This window comes from Rhodopseudomonas pseudopalustris (genome assembly GCF_900110435.1).
GTDB classification, from domain to species: Bacteria; Pseudomonadota; Alphaproteobacteria; order Rhizobiales; family Xanthobacteraceae; genus Rhodopseudomonas; species Rhodopseudomonas pseudopalustris.
In genome coordinates this window covers 1-17,000 of record NZ_FODT01000006.1, presented here as the reverse complement: position 1 = coordinate 17,000, position 17,000 = coordinate 1, and the positions used below count along the sequence as shown (strand labels likewise).

Genomic DNA, 17,000 nt, shown 5'->3' with positions numbered 1-17,000 from the left:
GTTTGAACATATCAATCGGTCGCAATGGTCGTTCGCCGCGCTGGCGTGCGGCCGCGCTCTTCTCCGGAATTCAAGCGTTCCGAAGGCGATAAACAGTTCGTTTTTCCGAATTCTGGCGTCTGCCCATTGCTTCACTGGCAAGGCAATCTGGGCGGCGATCAGTTTATAGACAGGTAGTGAGCGATCTTCGCTAAGTTTGCCTTAAAATGCGCGCAATACGTGCAGGACCTCGTAGTTGTCCGGGCGGCAGATGAGCAACAGTCGCGAGTCGGTCTTGATAGGAGGCTGATAGTTCGATGCGGTCGACGGCATTGGCGTCATACTACCAGTTTCGCCCTCGCGCAGGTGGCGTTACGGCTCGCAAACTGACGGTCGTCGAGGAGAGGGCCTGCGAGCGAGGGACGTCGTTCACGCCACGGTCGCCGCCCCCCGCGCTATCGCCGACCGCGGACGCCCGAGGATCGATTACGCCGGTGCGCGCGATGCGAACGCCCCCGACCACGGTCGGCGAACGGCCGATGCCGCGTTCGGACCGCGTCGGTTGACGCGCCGCGCCGCCGGCGTCGCCGCGGTCACGTCTCCATCTGTCCGCCCGGCGTTCCTTATGGAGGAACCGATTGGGCCGCGCGCGACGATCAGGGCGGCGGCGAAGCGTGACATGTGAAAATCCTGTGCAGCTGCGAATGAAAATTACTTGCAGCCTCAGTCCTGGATGTACCGCCGTTAACGACGGAGCCGAATCAACCTTTACAGAGATCATTAACGGCGCCCTGCCGCGCGCCGCGCAGTCGGCGCGGCGCCGTCAGCCATGTATCAACCCCTGTCGATCAGCCGGCTAGATATCGCCGGCTGTCTATCAACCCGCGCGAACCGTGCGCAGGAACTGGCTGACTTCGTCCTTCAGGCGGGTGCTGTCGTGCGCCAGCAACTGCGCCGCCGTCAGCACCTGCGCAGACGCCGAACCGGTCTCGCTCGCGCCGCGCTGCACTTCGACGATGTTGGCCGAGACCTGCTGCGTGCCTGCGGCGGCCTGGTGAACGTTGCGCGAGATTTCCTGGGTCGCGGCGCCTTGCTCCTCGACCGCAGAGGCGATCGTCGCGGCGATCTCCGACATCCGCGCGATCGTGCCGCTGATCTCGCGGATCGACGCCACCGACTGGCCGGTCGCGGACTGGATGCCGCCGACCTGCTGGCTGATCTGTTCGGTCGCCTTCGCGGTCTGCTCGGCCAGTGCCTTGACCTCGCTCGCCACCACGGCGAAGCCGCGCCCGGCGTCGCCGGCGCGCGCCGCCTCGATGGTCGCATTCAGCGCCAGCAGGTTGGTCTGCGAGGCGATGGTGTTGATCAGATCGACGACGTCACCGATCCGCGCCGCGGCCTCCGACAGATTGCTGACGCGATCATTGGTCTCCTGCGCCTGCGTCACCGCTTCGCTGGCGATCCGCGCGGATTCCTGCACCTGGCGGCTGATCTCGTTGACCGACGACGCCATCTCCTCGCTCGCGGACGCCACCGACTCGACGTTGGTCGAGGCCTCCTCCGACGCCTCCGCGACGCGCGCGGTGAACTGCTGCGCTCGCTGCGCTGTGGACGTCAGCGTCGTCGCCGATGCTTCCAGCTCGGTCGAGGCCGACGAGACGGTCTCGACGATCTCGCCGACGGCTTCCTCGAAATGATCGGCGAGCCTGTGCATGTCGCGCCTGCGCTGCTCTGAGGCGATGCGGTCCTGCTGCGCCTTGGCCTCGGCTTCGGCGCGGGCTTTTTCCTCCGCCACTACCTTGAACGATTCCACGGCTCGCGCCATGTCGCCGATCTCGTCGTGACGATCGAGCCCGGGCAGCACGACATTGAAATTGCCGGCCCCGAGTTCCTTCAGCCCGGAGGTCAGGCCCTTCAGCGGACGGGACACCGAACGGCCGATCAGGAGGCCGAGCAGGCCGACGCTGAGAATGATCAGTGCGATCGCGATCTCGAGAGTCTTCGTGGTGGTCTCGCGCGCCACGGTGTTGGCGTCCTGCGCCTCCTGAACCAGTCGTTCGACAGATTTCGCGACCTCGCCGATCACCGGTTCGATCGCGGCGAAGGCGGCCGAGGCCGCCTTCTGTTCCTGTTCGAACGAAAGCGCGGTCTCCATCCAGGCGATGAAGTCGCGCTGATAGTCCGCGAGCTTCCGGCCGAGTTCGGCCTTTGCGGACTCGGGCAGGTCGGCTGCCGCCAGTTGCTGCGAAAACTCCGCGGCGCGCTTCTTCATGTCGTCGCCGTAGGTCGGATTGCCTCGCAGCATGAAATCCTTCTCGTGCCGCCGCATCATCAGCATGGTGATCGTCAGCTTCGGCGCGTCGAAGTTCTTCAGCGCCGTTTCGATCGCCCGCACCGAATTGCGTAGGCTGCCCTCGACGCCCAGATCTTCCTTCAGCCCGAGCCGGATCCGCGCCGCCGTCAGTGCCGCGAAATGCCGCGTGTAGTCGCTGTAGCCGGACTGGATGGCTTTCAGGCTGTCGGTAAGGTCGGTGCGGCCCAAGGCTCGGCTCTGCCGCGCGAGTTCGTCGAGGTAGCGAATCGCAGTGGTGCTGAGCTGTTGATGCTGCTTGATGTATTTGTCGTCCTTGCGCAGCAGGAAGTCCTTTTCGGTGCGGCGTTGCTCGAGAAAGGTGACGAACAGCCTGTCGTTGCTGCGGCCGAGGTCTCGCGCCTGCTCGTCGATGCTCCGCGCCGCGTCCTGCGAGGCGTTACCCAGCACGAACAATGCGCCGAGGGCGAGAACGCCGGCGATGCCGACTGCGGCGATGGAATTGATCTTGTGGCTGAGGCGAAGGCGGAACGGCATCGGGACTCCCTGAATTTGAACGTCGTCATTTCGTTGCGACGGTCGCGCGAGGTGACGCGCTCGCGTCCGTTCTTCTCCGCAGCGCGAACGATCCGAAGCCGACGAAACCGGCTGTCTTCCGGGTTCCTGCGCTAGTTATTTGGTTTCGTTGTCGAGGCGATGATGAGTTTACAAATGGCCAATGAGCTATCTTCTCTAAACTTGCCTTAAAGCTGCGCGGCAGGTTGCAGACCTCGTAATTGTCCCGACTGCGGGCGAGCGGCAGTCCGGAGCGAGGGCGATCGCCTGATCGGTCGGTTCGATGTGGTCGGCGCCATCGGCGTCGCGCCGTCCCCCTGTGTCGGCCCAGGCGTTCCTTGTGGAGGAACCGATTGAACCGCGGCGCGACGAAACGCGGTCGGCGGCCTCTCGGCGCCGGATTGTTTCAGTTTGGGACCGCGATGGGCGTCGAGTGCATCCCGCCTGCAACACTCGATTTGAATCTAATTCGAGCGAGGGTTGCGATCTGGACAAACACCCGATCCGAAATCACGCTGACGATGTCCTGAACCAGGATCAGCTGCGTCGCTCGAGATCGGGAGCAGGCGGGGTTGGAATGGGTCGGATTTGGGAGTGGGCGAACTGGGGCGGGCCATGAGATTGCTGACGGGGTTGCTTGCGGCTGTGCTTCTTCTTGCCGGCGTGGCGTCGGGGCACGCCGTCGTCCGGATCGCCGATGATCGCGGCGGCCGGATCGGAACCTACGTCGACAAGTATCAGGGCTTGCGCAGCTCGGGCGAGACCGTGGTGATCGACGGGCTGTGCGCCTCGGCCTGCACCATCGTGCTTGGTGCAGTGCCACACCACAAGATCTGCGTCACCTCGCGAGCCAATCTCGGCTTCCACGCCGCCTGGGACATGGGCACCAACGGCCGGGCGATCACCAACCCGGAAGCAACCCACATGCTGTACACGATGTATCCGGCGGAGATCCGCCGCTGGATCGCCCGGCGCGGCGGCTTGACGCGGCAGATGATCTTCCTGCGCGGCAAGCAGCTGATGTCGATGTACCGCCCGTGCTATATGGACGCGCAAGCGTCGGCCGAAAAATAGCGGAAGCGACGCTCCGGATGACGTGATCCGGCAGGGCGGCGCGGCGCTTGCCCGCCGCCGCAACGCACTCTATGGGTGCGGCAACCGCGGCCGACTGCCGCGAGCCTGCCGGGCGCGGACGTTTCGCTTCGTCGACCGGTGTTCGACGGAAGGACGTTGCAATGGCCGCCGAAGCCCGACCCACCCGCCCGATCGTGATCATCGCGGCGTTCGCCGGCAGCTTGATCGTCGGCCTCGTGGTGCTGCTGTGGCTGCTCGGCGGCCTCGAGAAGGTCGCGGCGCCGGCGACGATCGGCGGGCCGTTCCAGCTCACCGACCAGAACGGGCAGGTCGTCACCGAGCAGAGCCTGAAAGGCAAGCCGACGCTGATCTTCTTCGGCTTCACCCATTGCCCGGACATCTGCCCGACCGCGCTGTTCGAAATCTCGCAGGTGCTGCAGGCGTTGGGCAAGGACGCCGACCGCATCAACGCCTATTTCGTTTCGGTCGATCCCGAGCGCGACACCCCGGCGGCGATGAAGGACTATCTGTCGAGCTTCGACCCGCATCTGAAGGGACTGTCCGGCACGCGCGAAGCCACCGACCAGATCGAGAAGGCGTACCGGGTCTATGCCAAGAAGGTGCCGACCAAGGACGCCGACTACACCATGGACCACACCGCGCTGGTCTATCTGATGGACAAGTCCGGCAGATTCGTCTCGCCGTTCAACATGAAGCGGAAGCCCGAAGAAGCCGCCGCGGATCTGAAACGCTATTTGTAGCTCGGCGTATCGCCGGCCCGGCCGCGACCCCCGGCAACGGCGCCTTGGCTCGCTTTGCGACGCCGTGGACGGTCTTCTCCCAGTAATAAGGCCGCCAGACAAACTGCGCCACCGCGCACCAGGCCGCGATCGACAGGCAGATCCAATAGGCCGGCGTCAGCAGCAGGACGAAGCCCAGCCGCAATTGCCCGCGTCCGGCGAGGCCGCGCAGGCCGACCACGATGGTCGAGGCGTAGCCGGCCGCGATCGCCAGCCAATGCAGCGGCGATGGCGGCGACGGCTGCAGCACGGCCGGCAACTCGAGCCATGCGCCTGCGAGCGAGGCGAGGGCGATGCCGAGGAACAGCGGGTGGACGAGCGCGGTCAGCAGATTGCCGCCGACGATCAGATTCAGCGCGAGCACGCCGCGCGGGCCGATGTCGCGCCACAACCGCAGCGGATGGCGCATATGCACCAGCCAGGTCTGGATGAAGCCCTTCATCCAGCGCGCGCGCTGCCGCCGCCAATTGTCGAAAGTAATCGGTGCTTCCTCATAGGTGGTCGACGCGAAGCTGACCGAGCGGTAGCCGAACCGCGCCAGCCGGAAGCCGAGATCGGCGTCCTCGGTGACGTTGTAGGGGTCCCAGCCGCCGATCGCGCGCAGCACGTCGGTGCGGAAGTGGTTCGAGGTGCCGCCGAGCGGCAGCGGCAGATTCATTTCGGACAGGCCGGGCAGCAACCGGTCGAACTGCCCGGCATATTCGGCGGCGAAGGTGCGCGAAAGCCAGCTATGGGTGATGTTGTCGATGCACAGGCTGGCCTGCGCGCAGGCGGTGGTCGCGCCGTGGCGGTCGAAGGTGTCGAGCGCGGCGCGTAACTGGCCGGGCTCCGGCTGATCCTCGGCGTCGTACACCGCGATGAAGCTGCCGCGCGCGAACGCCAGCGCGCAGTTCAGCGCCTTCGGTTTGGTCTGGGGCGCCACCGGCGGCGCGATCAGGACACGCAGATGGGGCCGCGGTCCGAGCCGGGCGATCGCCGCGCGGGTGGCGAGATCGTTGGGTTCGATGACGAGGATGACGTCGAGCTTCTCGAGCGGATAGTCCAGCGCCTCGATCGCCGCGACCAGCCCTGCGACCGAGCGTTCCTCCCGATGCAGCGCCGCCACCACGGTATAGATCGGCAGCGTCGCGTCGGGCCGCCGCCGCCGCGGCCGCTGCGCCGCGCGCGGCCAGAAGCACGCCGTCAGCCGCAGCGCCGCGAACCCCATGAACCACACCGCCAACAGGTTCGCGACGAGACCGGGCGCGATCATCGCCGGCATCGCCAATCCGAGCAGGCCTGCGAAGCGGCGCAGCCGCTGCCGCCACATGGGACCCGCGGCGTGCCCCGGCGCCGCCGACATCGCCGCAAATCTCTGCTGCAGATCGCAGGTCGCTGCGCCGGCGATCGCGTCGCGGCCCTGCTGCATCAGAAATCGCTGCAGCGCGGCGGCCGAGGTCAGCCGCAGCCGCCCGCGCAGGTTCGGAAGCCGGTCGAGCACCCGGCACAGCGTTCGCGCCGTGTGCCGGATCGTCGGCGCCAGCACCCAGACCAGTTCGCCGTCCTGCCGCAATGGAATGAGTCCGGTTTCCGCCGCTGCCGCAACCTGGCGATCCGAAGATGGGCAGTCGGCGCGGTCGGCGGTCGACAGATCAGCCAGCGGAAGATCGAGATGAAAAGCGAGGCGGCGAAGGTAGGCCTCCTCGTCGATCATCCCCCACTGGATCAGGACACGCTCCGCCCCGACGTCCAGTTCGCGCGCGCGGCATTCGGCGGCCCGCAACAGTGCCGGCGCAAGCACCCCGCGCAAACAGTCCAGCTCGGTCGCAGCGTCGTGGACGCGATGCCTTGCCCCGTCCGCGCAGGCGTGCGGCGTCCGCCAGAATGCGAGAAAGCCCGGCCGTGCCGACCATGACGAAGATCCCCGATCTTCGCTGCGTCGCCGCCCCAACGCATCGCTGTGTCCGCCGCGGCCGCCGACCGCCATGCAACGCCCCTACGCAAACGGCACTCGCGTCTCGCGCCGGATGGTCTATAAGACCGCCGGTGCGGAACCCCTGACAATGCAACCATGGATTGAGTCATTCTTCAACGGCCGATCGGCCGTCTTGCGCGCTTTGGCGCTGGCGATCTTCTGCGCCCTGTTGCCGTTGACGCATGATGCGCGCGCGGCCGAGACCGAGGCGGAAGCGAAGGCCGCCGCGGCTGCGACGGCTCATGCGGTGCCGGGCTTCTGGGATCCGCGACGGCGGCCGGAGCGGCCGGATCTGTCTCGTCTCACCGTGATCCGGTTCCTCACCGAGACCGACTATCCGCCGTTCAACTTCACCGGCGCCGACGGCAATCCGGCCGGCTTCAACGTCGATCTGGCGCGCGCCCTGTGCGAGGAGATCAAGGTCACCTGCACCGTGCAGATGCGACGGTTCGAGACGCTGCTCGACGCGCTGGCGAGCAATCGCGGCGACGCCATCATCGCCTCGCTGGCGGTGACGCCGCAGACCCGCGGCAAGGTCGACTTCACCGATTCGTACTACCGCGCCCCCGGCCGCTTCGCCGCCCGCAAGGATGCGGTGATGCCTGAGATCCGCCCGGAATATCTCGAGGGCAAGAAGGTCGGCGCGATCGCAGGCTCGGCGCATGAGGCCTATCTCAAGGCGATGTTCACCGACGCCGAGCTGCATTCCTACCCGAACGACGAGGCGCTCCGGGCCGCCGTGAAGCGCGGCGAGGTCGATTTCATCTTCGGCGATTCGATCTCGCTGGCGTTCTGGATCAACGGCACCGATTCCGAGAATTGCTGCGCCTTTTCGGGCGGTCCATTCACCGAGAGCCGCTATTTCGGCGAGGGCGTCGGCATCGCGGTCCGCAGAGGCAACGACCTGCTGCGCCAGTCGTTGAACTGGGCGCTGTTTCGGGTTTGGGAAAAAGGCCGCTACACCGATCTCTGGCTGCGCTATTTCTCCGTCAGCCCGTTCTGACAGCTTTGCAAGACCCGCCTTCTCGGCGGTTGGAGACAATGATGACCACGACCGATCTTCCCAGCGCGGCCGACCTGCGCACGCTCGCCGAACAATCCAACGCCTGGCCGTTCGAGCAGGCGCGCGCGATCGTCAATCGTCTGAAGAAGCAGCCCAAGGACGAGGTGCTGTTCGAGACCGGTTACGGTCCGTCCGGCCTGCCGCATATCGGCACCTTCGGCGAGGTCGCCCGCACCACCATGGTGCGCCATGCCTTCCGGGTGCTGACCGACGACAAGATCAAGACCAAGCTGCTCGCCTTTTCCGACGACATGGACGGCCTGCGCAAGGTGCCGGACAACGTACCGAACAAGGAGATGCTGGCGCAGCATCTCGGCAAGTCGCTGACCAGCGTGCCGGATCCGTTCGGCACCCACTCGTCGTTCGGCGCGCACAACAATGCGCGGCTGCGGGCCTTCCTCGACACCTTCGGCTTCGACTACGAATTCGCCTCGGCGACCGAATACTACAAGTCCGGCCGGTTCGACGCGACGCTGCGCACGATGCTGCAGCGGCTCGACAAGGTGATGGCGATCATGCTGCCGAGCCTGCGCGAGGAGCGCGCCGCGAGCTACTCGCCGTTCCTGCCGGTTTGTCCGCGCAGCGGCGTGGTGCTGCAGGTGCCGATCGTCGATCACGACGTCGCCGCCGGCACGGTGTCGTACGACGATCCCGAGACTGCCGAACGCGTCACCGTTCCGGTCACCGGCGGCCATTGTAAATTGCAGTGGAAGCCGGACTGGGCGATGCGCTGGACCGCGCTCGGCGTCGACTACGAAATGGCCGGCAAGGATCTGATCGATTCCGTCAAGCTCTCCGGCAAGATCGCGCAGGCGATCGGCGGCTTGCCGCCGGAGGGCTTCAACTACGAGCTGTTCCTCGACGACAAGGGCCAGAAGATCTCGAAGTCGAAGGGCAACGGGCTCACCATCGACGAATGGCTGCGCTACGCTTCGCCGGAATCGCTGGCGCTGTTCATGTACCGCGAGCCGAAGGCGGCGAAGCGGCTGTATTTCGACGTGATCCCGCGCAATGTCGACGACTACCAGCAGTTCCTCGACGGCTTTGCGCGACAGGATGCCAAGCAGCAGCTCGCCAATCCGGTCTGGCACATCCATTCGGGTCAGCCGCCGAAGATCGACATGCCGGTGACGTTCCAGCTGCTGCTGACGCTGGTGTCGTCGTCGAACGCCGAGAATGCCGAGACGCTGTGGGGCTTCATCGGTCGCTATCGGCCGGGCGTGACGCCGCAGACGCATCCGAAGCTGGACGCGATGGTCGGCTACGCGATCAATTACTATCGCGACTTCGTGGCGCCGACCAAGGTGTTCCGCGATCCGACCGACGCCGAGCGTGCGGCGTTGCAGGACCTGCGCGATGCGCTGTCGCAGCTCGCGCCGGAGTCCACCGCGGAAGCGATCCAGGACGTGGTCTACGAGATCGGTCGACGCGAGCCGTTCCTTGATCACAAGAAGGCGGCGAAGGACGGCAAGCCGGGCGTTTCACTCGACTGGTTCAATATGTTGTACCAGGTGCTGCTCGGCCAGGAAAAAGGCCCGCGCTTCGGCTCGTTCGTCGCGGTCTACGGCCTCGCCAATGCGGTTGCGATGATCGACGGCGCGCTGGCGCGCAGCGCGTAGCTGCGAATAGATCAATGTAGCTCACCCGAGTCGGCGCGCTATTCACGATATGAGTCGTGAACGGCGCGCTGATACCTGTTATCACGCTCGATCTTGGTGGTGAGTTAGTATCCGCGTTGAATTGCCGCGGTTAGTCGCGCTGCACCAATTGATCCAGAACAAAGTTTGTTGCGCTGCGTCCTCCGCAGACTTCATGCAACGATATCCCTCAGCTCATGAGCAGTCCGTGCGACCGTAGCGGTCCAAGGGGGAAAGGCGGTGCCCACCTGCCATAACGCGGAGGACTCACATGTTTACTTTCAGCGGATTGCCCTACGACGCCAACATGCCGGCGATCGTCTGGGCGCTCTATCTCGTGGCTGCGGTGCTGTACTGCAGTCCGATGACGATCGGATTCATCCGAAACGTGGAATACAAATGGCCGCTATATTTCGGCAACCTGCTGGCGGGTTGGACCGGAATCGGCTGGGCCTATTGCCTGTACTACGCGATCTTCGCCGATCGTGAGCACGCGCCGAGCCAGCCAGTGGCCCTCGCCGCATAGCGACGCGGCAGACATGCCGCACCGATCGCGTTTTCGAGCGAAGTGGATACCGGTTCGCGTCAAGAAAATGCGTCAAAACATCAGACTGGAGCTTCGGTTCTGATTCAATCGGAACCGAAGCCTCAAGTCCGCGGCGTGTCGGCCGGATCGATGTCATCAAGCTGTTCGATGTCTATGTTCGATGTCTCCCGGTCGCTTGGCGGCTGACGCCGCCGGCTATTGCTCGGTCGATTGCGCCGCGGCGATCACCGGCCGCACCGTATCGCCCTCGCGTAGCAGCGCGCCGGCGCGGGCGACCACAACGTCGCCCTCCTGCAGGCCCTCGCGGATCTCGACATTGCCGCCGTTCATCAGCCCGATTTCGACGCGCTTGGTCTCGACCGTCTGGCGACGCACCACCTGCACGACGGTGCCCGCGGAGCTGTAGAGCACGGCGGTCAGCGGCACCGAGATGCCGCAGCTCTCGCCGGTCTTGATCATCGCACGGCCGGACGCGTTGGACAGCAGCCGCTTGGTCGAGCTGATTCCGACAAACACGTTGCCGAGCTGGCTGTTCGGCTCGACGGTCGCCGACACGCGCCGCACCCGGCCGGTGATCTCGTCGGGCACGCCGACGATCTTGACCGCGGCGGATTGGTTGGTCGCGAGCTGCGCCAGATTGCGGGTCGGCACCTGGCCGACCAGATCGAATTCGCCGCGCGCGATGATGGTGAACAGCGCGTCCCCCTTGGCCGAGGCCGGCGCTCCGATCACCGCGGTCGAGCTGGAGACGAGGCCGGCGACCGGCGCCTGGATCGTGGTGGAGCCGCCCTCGGGCCCGGCGAGCCTCGCCAGCGTCTGGCCCTGCGCGACGATCTCGCCGGCATCGACCGTCACTTCGGTCACCTTGGCGCCGGGGCGGTCGGGACGGACCGAGACTTCATCGCGCGGGATCAGGAAGCCGGAGACTTCGACGATCGCCGGGAAACACGACTTGGTCGCCTTCAGCACCGTGACCGCCTGTCCCTTGACGGCGTCGGCGTTAGCCTCGTCGGCGGCGCGCGCAGGCAGCGCGGTCGCGCAGATCGCGCCGAGCGCCAACAGGCTCGCGCCGCGCCTGAACAATCTGCGGGAATGGCCGGTCGCGACATCGTGGCTCATCGTGGCATCCTCTGTCCCGTTGCGCGTCGTCCTGCAGCGCCGCCCCGACCGCTCGTCGCGTCAGGCGCTCCCGCGAGTGTAGTCAAGCGCGGCAATTGCGCCAAGCGCCGTCGCCTTGTGGGGCTGTCGTGAATTCGGCGGAACGCCGATCACGAGGCGCGGCCGGCGCTTGCTGCGGCTCGCGTGTCATTGGTATCTGCATCGACGTCCGAGGTTTCACGCCACAGCAGAATTTCCACAGCCGGTATCGGGTGGCTGAAGCCCTTCAGCGTCAACGGCTCGATCGGCCGCGCCTCGGCGCAGTTCTCGACCGTCCCATAGGCGCGCTGGCTCACGACGATCTGTCCCGGCGCCGCCTCCGCGCACAGCCGCGAGGCGAGGTTGGTGACGCTGCCGATCGCGGCGTATTCCAGCCGCTTCTCGAAGCCGACCTGACCGATCGTGGCGTAGCCGAGCGCGATGCCGATGCCGAAGCCGAGGCTGTGGCCGCGGTGACGCCATTTGTCCGTCAGCGCATCGAGCGCGTCGCGCATTTCCACCGCCATCTTCACCGCGCGCCTGGTATGATCCGGCAGCGCGATCGGCGCGTTGAACAGCACCATGACGCCGTCGCCCGCAAAACGGTCGAGCGTGCCCTCGTAGCGAAATACCAGTTCGCCGATCGCCGCGTGATACTCGCGCAGCACCTTCATGGCTTCTTCGGGCTCGGAGGCTTCGGTGAAGGCGGTAAAGCCGCGCAGGTCGCAGAACACCACGGTGACTTCGCGGCGATGGCTGTCGAGCAGCGCATCATGGCCGTCGGAGGCGGCGATCAGTTGCGCCACCTGCGGCGCCAGAAAACGCTCCAGCCGGCGAATCCGCTCGATCTCGCCGAGCTGTTTCTCGACGCGGTCCTCGAGCGAGCGATTCCAGTTCTTGAGCTGATCGGTCTGCTCCTGCAGCTTGGCCGCCTGTTGCTGCACGGTGTCGTGGGCGCTGGCGAGTTCGCGGCCCTTCTGATCGACCTCGTGGAACAGCCGGGCGTTGCGCATCGCCAGTTCCGACTGATGCGCGAAGGTCCGCATCAGCCCGATCAGATTGTCCGGGAAGTCGCCGGCGCTCCGCCGCAGCACCACCAGCGCGCCGAGCGCGCCGTGCTGATCGAGCAGCGGCACCACCAGCACCGAGGCGAAGCCGGCCGCCAGCGCCAGCTCCTTCAAGGGATGGTCCGGCGCGGCGGACAGATCGGGGACTGCGATCGGCTGGCCCGAATTCGCCGCGTCGCCGAGCACGCTGTCGTCGGCGTCGATCGACGCATAGGCCGCGGCGCCGCCGGCCGGCGCGTCGATGCCCTTGGCCTCGGCGAGATCGAACCGCCGCCGCATCGGGTCGTAGCTGAAGATCAGCACCGCGTCGGCGCGGGTGATCTCGAGCGCGCGCGCCGCCACGGTCGGCAGCACCGCGTCGAGATCGAGCGAGGAGGCGACGGCGCGGCCGACCTCCTCGAGCGCTTTCAACTCATTGATCGATTGCTCGAGATCGCGGGTGCGCTCCTCGACCTTGCTCTCGAGCCCCGCATAGGTCTCCTGCAACTGCCCGGCCATGTTGTTGAACTGATCGGACAGGTCCTCCAGCTCGTCGCCGGTGCGGACCTCGATGCGTTGGCCGAAATCGCCGTCACCGAGCCGGCTGGCGCCGGCCCGCAACGCGTCGATCGGCACCAGCATCCGCCGCGCCAGGATCATGCTGGCGACGATCGCGACGATCAGGCCGAGCGCGATCAGGCCGGCGATCCGCAGCAGCAGATCGCCGATCGACGCGAAGGCCTGGCTGCGCGGCTGCTCGAACAGCACGAACCAGCCGAGCCGCGCGACCTGCCGCGACGCCACCAGCACGGGTTCGCCGTCGCCGTCCTGCCCCGACGACACCGCCTGCGGCGGCGTCCGGAGCAGCGCCGCGACCTGACGCAGGCCGGCGACGTCGTCGCCGAGCGTGTCGGCCTCGCGCGAACTCGCCAGCAATCGGCCCTGGGGGTCGATCACAACGGCGGCGCCGACCTTGCCGGTCTGGGCGTCGCCGACCAGGACGGACAGAAACTGCAGATCGATCTCGGCCACGGTCGCCGCCGGCTCGCGCCCGGAATGCGCCACCGCGATCTTCAGGAAGGGCCGCCGGTTGCGAAACGAGACGCCGCCGAACGACACGCCCTTGTCGGCGGTCTGGGCGAGTTGCTGATCGTGCGCGACATCCTCGGCGCCGGTCGCCCCCGTCGCGCGGGTCAGCCGCAGCGCTTCGCGGCCCTGGCCGTCGATCAGGACGAGCTGGCTGATCGCCGGCGCCTGCTGCATCAACAGGGTGTAGTCGGCGCGGCGCTGCTCCAGCGTCGGCACGCTGGCGCGGGTCACCCGGCTGATCTGGCGTTCGAGGTCGGTCATCGCCTGCTCGATCCGCCGCGCCGTCGCCTCGGCCTTCTCCGCCATCGCGCCGATCAGGGCGGTGCGGGTCTGGCGATAACTGAACCAGATTTCCAGCGCGCCGTTGACCGCAAGCACGAACACCACCAGGCCGACCAGCGACGTCACGTATTTGGCGAACAGGCCGCGCCGCCGCACTCGGGTGATGGTCGTGACGCCGGGCATACTAATCCTTTGCAGCCGCGCCGAGGCGCGCTGCGGGAGCCGATGGTGACAAGCGCGGCCCCGCCGCAGACATCCGCCGGACAGCGGCCGGCCGCGCGGGACCAAGCCCGTTCTTATCACAGAAAGCAGGGAAGGCGGGACGGCCGGCCGCTCGGAACCGACGGACGCAGCTGGACTCGGCGCCGGTCGGGTCGGCTCATCGCGCATGATCCCGAAAACTGGACGCCGGGTTTCTGACGGCATCATGCTCGAATTAGCGGCCGAATAATTGCTTCATGATCGCGTTCATGGCCGCGTCGCTATCCGGCCGGTCGGGCGCGGGCGCCGCGCCGGGTTGCTGCGCGGGCGGCTGGGCCGGCTGCGCGCCGCGGGAGGGTGCGGCCGCGCCGCTCTGGAGGCCCTGCTGGATCAGCCGGCCGATGCTCTCGCCGAGCGCCCCGCCGAGCGGGTTGTCCGCGCCCGGGCTGCCGGCCGCGCCGCCGCCGCCGAGCGCGCCGAACAAGCCCTTGCCCATCTCCCTCAGTCGCCCATAGGCGGCATCGGGATTGTCGAGGATGCCGGCGGCGTCGGGGAATATCCGCGGCGAGGCCCACGGCCCCTCGATCACCACCGGAATGCCGAGGCCGACCGGCTCGGCGGCCGCGCCGTTCTGTGGCGCCTGTCCCGCCGCGCTCTGGCCCTGCGTGGTCAGCACCAGCTTCGGCTCGACCTTGAGTGACAGCGTCTTGGCGCCGAGATCGATCGTGCCTGCGCCGGTCATCCGCACCAGCGGGCCGGCGAGCGTGAGATCGGCTGTCGCGGCCTTGCCCTGCTCGATCCGGAACGAGGCGCCGAGCTGGGCCAGGTCGGTGACCTCGGCGCCGTTCTCCTGCCAGCCGGACAGCGTCGTGGTGGTCAGATTGCGGATCATCCGGGCGACGTTGAGCCCGCGGATTTCGCCGTCGCGGACGTTGACGAAGGCGGTGCCGGCGATCGTCGACAGGATGGCGCGTGCGCTGTCGCCGCTGGCGCGTAGCGCCAGCTTCGCCTGCATCTTGCCGTCGATCTTGTCGAACTCGGCCAAGCCGCTGAGCAGTGGCAGCGCCCGGACGCCGTTGAGATCGCCGCGCAGGCTGAACGTCGGCGTGCGCTGCGACGCGTCGATGCCGAGCTGCCCCTCCGCCTCGCCGCCATAGACGCCGATCTGCGCAAACTGCGCGGTGACCGCGCCGCTCACGAGCTTGGCGTCGATCGACGCGGGAGCGAAATGCGCCGCGCCGAGGTTGAGCTCGGCCGCCGACAACCGGATCTCGGCGTCGACATAGTTCAGCCCCGACAGATCGAATCGCGCATCGCTCCAGGGCGCGCCGGGCGCGGTGGGCTTGCGCGGGTTGCCGAGGTCGAGCCGCTGGAAATCGAGGTCGAGCTTGAGCCGCGGTTTGCCGGCGAGATCGGCCGAAGCCCAGCCGTTGAAGGCGCCGTCGCCGAGCGTGCCGGACAGGCCGTTGATCTGCAGCAGCGCGCCGCGCAGCCGAACCTCCGCCTTGGCGGCGAGCGGCCAGCTCAGCAGGTCGGGCGCGTCGAGCTTGAAATCCACCGGCACAGGCTGCGCATCCGCCGCCGGCGGCGCCGCCTTGATCTCGAATTTGGCCGGCTTGCCCGCGAGCTGCGCACCGCCGATCGCATGGATGCGGCGCTCCGGATCGATGGTGATCTCGGCGTTGATGCGGTCGATCCGGTCCTCGACGCGATCGGCCGCATTCGCCATCACGACGACGCCGTCCTTGATCGTGATGCGATCGATCGCGGCGTCGATCGTCTTGCCGCTGCCGCCGGATGAGGAGCCGGCCGGCGCATTGTTGCGGTCGCGGATCAGCGGGACGCGAAGTTCCGGCTTTGTCAGCGTCAGTTCGGTGACGTGCGGCTTGCCCGCGATCACGCTGCCGAGCGCCAGTTCGGCGCGGACGTTGCCGATCGTGAAACGGCTGTCGGGATTGCGATCGTTCGGGTTCTGCACGGTGACGTCGTTCAGCGTGACGGCGAAGCCCGGAAACAGGCTCACTTTGCTCGCGCCGGCGATCGCGATCCGGTAGCCGGTGTCGCGCTCGACGCGCGACTGGATCGCCGAGGTCACGGCGCCCGACGGAATTCCAATGGTGAGCAGCAGCGCCGCTGCGGCGATCAGCACCGCAATCAGGATGCCGGCGATCTTGGTGGGCTTCATGTCGACTTTCCAGGCGCAATCGGCACGGGCGCATGAGCCGCCGCGCAGCGGCGCATCGCGGGTTCAGACCCAGAACCGGTTTGTATGACCGGATCAGGTCCGATCAAATCGCAATTTGGAGCCGGCGGCGAGCCTCGGACAGAACAGCGGGCTCGGCAAAGTACTGCAAAAGAGCTGCAGAGATCTGTGACTCGCGGCACATTTCGTTTGAACCATTGCGAGTTTGGCGCGGCTAAGAAAGGGGTCAATGCCAAACAGGGGGCAATCATCGCGATGAGTACGCAGGCAGAGTTCGCGGTGATCCTGAAGATGAATCCGTTGTTCGCCGATCTCGGTTCCGAGGAACTGCAGCGGATCGCCGGGCTGTGCCACACCCAACAGCTCAATGCCGGCGAGATGCTGTTCCAGAAGGGCGACGAGGGCGGTGCGCTGTTCGGCGTTCGACGCGGCCAGATCCGGATCGAGACCGGCGCGTCTGATGGTAGTCGGCTGACTCTCAATTTCCTCGGCCCCGGCGATCTGTTCGGCGAAGTCGCGGTTCTCGACGGCCAGAGCCGCACCGCCGACGCCACCGCCGGAGAGCCGACCGAATTGTTCGTGCTGCGGCGTGAGGACTTCCTTGGCCATCTCGAACGCGAGCCGACCGTCGCGGTCAAGCTGATTGCGCTGCTGTGTCAGCGAATACGCTGGATGAGCGAGCGGATGGAGGAGTCGGTGCTGCAGCCGCTGCCGGTGCGACTGGCGCGTCGGCTGTGCGCACTGGCGGCCGATTTCGGCGCGGAGGTGCACATCTCGCAGGAGCAACTCGGCGTGTTCGTCGGCGCCGCGCGCGAGAGCGTCAACCGCCAGCTCCAGAGCTGGCGCAAGGACGGCATCCTCGATCTGCACCGCGGCCGCATCATGCTCAAGAACATGGGTCGCCTCACGGCTGTCGCCCGCAATCAGGAGCGGTGAGGGACGCGGTCGGCCACCATGAAATCTGGCGGCGACCTCTTGACAAAAATCCTATAGGATCATATACCCATTGCATCCCGCCCCGATGAGAGGGGCGTTTCGCGATCGTCACGATCCGCGGGGCGGGAGGCGATGGACGCGGCAGCGTCAGGCGCGGATGTGAAGGCAGGGCGGGTCTCCTCCGAT

Annotated in this window: 11 protein-coding genes; 6 read left to right on the top strand and 5 right to left on the bottom strand. The window is 66.8% G+C overall.

Features of this window, described 5'->3' with window-relative positions:
• Positions 1–856 precede the first annotated feature (856 nt).
• Positions 857–2,827, bottom strand: coding sequence for a methyl-accepting chemotaxis protein (locus BMY71_RS13005; protein WP_092684245.1), 1,971 nt, complete (start codon positions 2,825–2,827; stop codon positions 857–859).
• Between the two features lie 633 nt (positions 2,828–3,460).
• On the opposite strand from BMY71_RS13005, the gene BMY71_RS13000 reads away from it, so the two are divergent.
• Positions 3,461–3,919, top strand: a complete 459-nt coding sequence (locus BMY71_RS13000; protein ID WP_092684243.1) for a hypothetical protein — start codon at positions 3,461–3,463, stop codon at positions 3,917–3,919.
• Between the two features lie 161 nt (positions 3,920–4,080).
• Positions 4,081–4,680 carry an SCO family protein gene (locus BMY71_RS12995; protein WP_011501420.1) on the top strand — a complete coding sequence of 200 codons (600 nt, stop codon included), beginning with the start codon at positions 4,081–4,083 and terminating at the stop codon, positions 4,678–4,680.
• Here the strand turns inward: BMY71_RS12995 and BMY71_RS12990 are convergent.
• Complete coding sequence (locus BMY71_RS12990) at positions 4,625–6,685, bottom strand: glycosyltransferase (RefSeq protein ID WP_092684241.1); 2,061 nt, start codon at positions 6,683–6,685, stop codon at positions 4,625–4,627. The two genes, BMY71_RS12995 and BMY71_RS12990, sit on opposite strands and share 56 nt — an antisense overlap.
• 76 nt (positions 6,686–6,761) lie before the next feature.
• Between BMY71_RS12990 and BMY71_RS12985 the strand changes: the two genes are divergently transcribed.
• The 3 genes from BMY71_RS12985 (at position 6,762) to BMY71_RS12975 (ending at position 9,899) form a co-directional block, all read left to right on the top strand.
• Complete coding sequence (locus BMY71_RS12985; RefSeq protein ID WP_011501422.1) at positions 6,762–7,676, top strand: transporter substrate-binding domain-containing protein; 915 nt, start codon at positions 6,762–6,764, stop codon at positions 7,674–7,676.
• Positions 7,677–7,717: 41 nt separating this feature from the next.
• Positions 7,718–9,355 carry a lysine--tRNA ligase gene (locus tag BMY71_RS12980; protein ID WP_092684583.1) on the top strand — a complete coding sequence of 546 codons (1,638 nt, stop codon included), beginning with the start codon at positions 7,718–7,720 and terminating at the stop codon, positions 9,353–9,355.
• A gap of 289 nt (positions 9,356–9,644) precedes the next feature.
• On the top strand, positions 9,645–9,899 hold the full coding sequence (locus BMY71_RS12975) for a superinfection immunity protein (protein ID WP_011501424.1): 255 nt from the start codon (positions 9,645–9,647) through the stop codon (positions 9,897–9,899).
• 216 nt (positions 9,900–10,115) lie between these two features.
• On the opposite strand, the gene BMY71_RS12970 is transcribed toward BMY71_RS12975, so the two are convergent.
• From BMY71_RS12970 to BMY71_RS12960, 3 genes are all read right to left on the bottom strand, one after another.
• Positions 10,116–11,039 carry an efflux RND transporter periplasmic adaptor subunit gene (locus tag BMY71_RS12970; RefSeq protein WP_092684239.1) on the bottom strand — a complete coding sequence of 308 codons (924 nt, stop codon included), beginning with the start codon at positions 11,037–11,039 and terminating at the stop codon, positions 10,116–10,118.
• A 149-nt stretch (positions 11,040–11,188) separates the two neighbouring features.
• Entirely contained in the window at positions 11,189–13,657 is a 2,469-nt protein-coding gene (locus tag BMY71_RS12965; RefSeq protein ID WP_092684237.1) for an adenylate/guanylate cyclase domain-containing protein, read from the bottom strand.
• Positions 13,658–13,910: 253 nt separating this feature from the next.
• The gene (locus tag BMY71_RS12960) at positions 13,911–15,860 is read right to left on the bottom strand and encodes an AsmA family protein (RefSeq protein WP_092684235.1); all 1,950 of its coding nucleotides are present in this window, start codon (positions 15,858–15,860) and stop codon (positions 13,911–13,913) included.
• A gap of 273 nt (positions 15,861–16,133) precedes the next feature.
• Here BMY71_RS12960 and BMY71_RS12955 point away from each other — a divergent pair, with 273 nt between their 5' ends.
• Positions 16,134–16,814 (top strand): Crp/Fnr family transcriptional regulator, encoded by a 681-nt coding sequence (locus tag BMY71_RS12955; protein WP_011501428.1) that lies wholly within the window; start codon positions 16,134–16,136, stop codon positions 16,812–16,814.
• Positions 16,815–17,000: the final 186 nt, after the last annotated feature.

Excerpts from the sequence above, each read along its gene's own strand:
- BMY71_RS12980 (WP_092684583.1), top strand. The coding sequence starts at position 7,718 with ATGACCACGACCGATCTTCCCAGCGCGGCCGACCTGCGCACGCTCGCC.
- BMY71_RS12960 (WP_092684235.1), bottom strand. The coding sequence starts at position 15,860 with ATGAAGCCCACCAAGATCGCCGGCATCCTGATTGCGGTGCTGATCGCC.
- BMY71_RS12995 (WP_011501420.1), top strand. The coding sequence starts at position 4,081 with ATGGCCGCCGAAGCCCGACCCACCCGCCCGATCGTGATCATCGCGGCG.
- BMY71_RS12965 (WP_092684237.1), bottom strand. The coding sequence starts at position 13,657 with ATGCCCGGCGTCACGACCATCACCCGAGTGCGGCGGCGCGGCCTGTTC.
- BMY71_RS13005 (WP_092684245.1), bottom strand. The coding sequence starts at position 2,827 with ATGCCGTTCCGCCTTCGCCTCAGCCACAAGATCAATTCCATCGCCGCA.
- BMY71_RS12985 (WP_011501422.1), top strand. The coding sequence starts at position 6,762 with ATGCAACCATGGATTGAGTCATTCTTCAACGGCCGATCGGCCGTCTTG.
- BMY71_RS12970 (WP_092684239.1), bottom strand. The coding sequence starts at position 11,039 with ATGAGCCACGATGTCGCGACCGGCCATTCCCGCAGATTGTTCAGGCGC.
- BMY71_RS13000 (WP_092684243.1), top strand. The coding sequence starts at position 3,461 with ATGAGATTGCTGACGGGGTTGCTTGCGGCTGTGCTTCTTCTTGCCGGC.
- BMY71_RS12975 (WP_011501424.1), top strand. The coding sequence starts at position 9,645 with ATGTTTACTTTCAGCGGATTGCCCTACGACGCCAACATGCCGGCGATC.
- BMY71_RS12990 (WP_092684241.1), bottom strand. The coding sequence starts at position 6,685 with ATGGCGGTCGGCGGCCGCGGCGGACACAGCGATGCGTTGGGGCGGCGA.
- BMY71_RS12955 (WP_011501428.1), top strand. The coding sequence starts at position 16,134 with ATGAGTACGCAGGCAGAGTTCGCGGTGATCCTGAAGATGAATCCGTTG.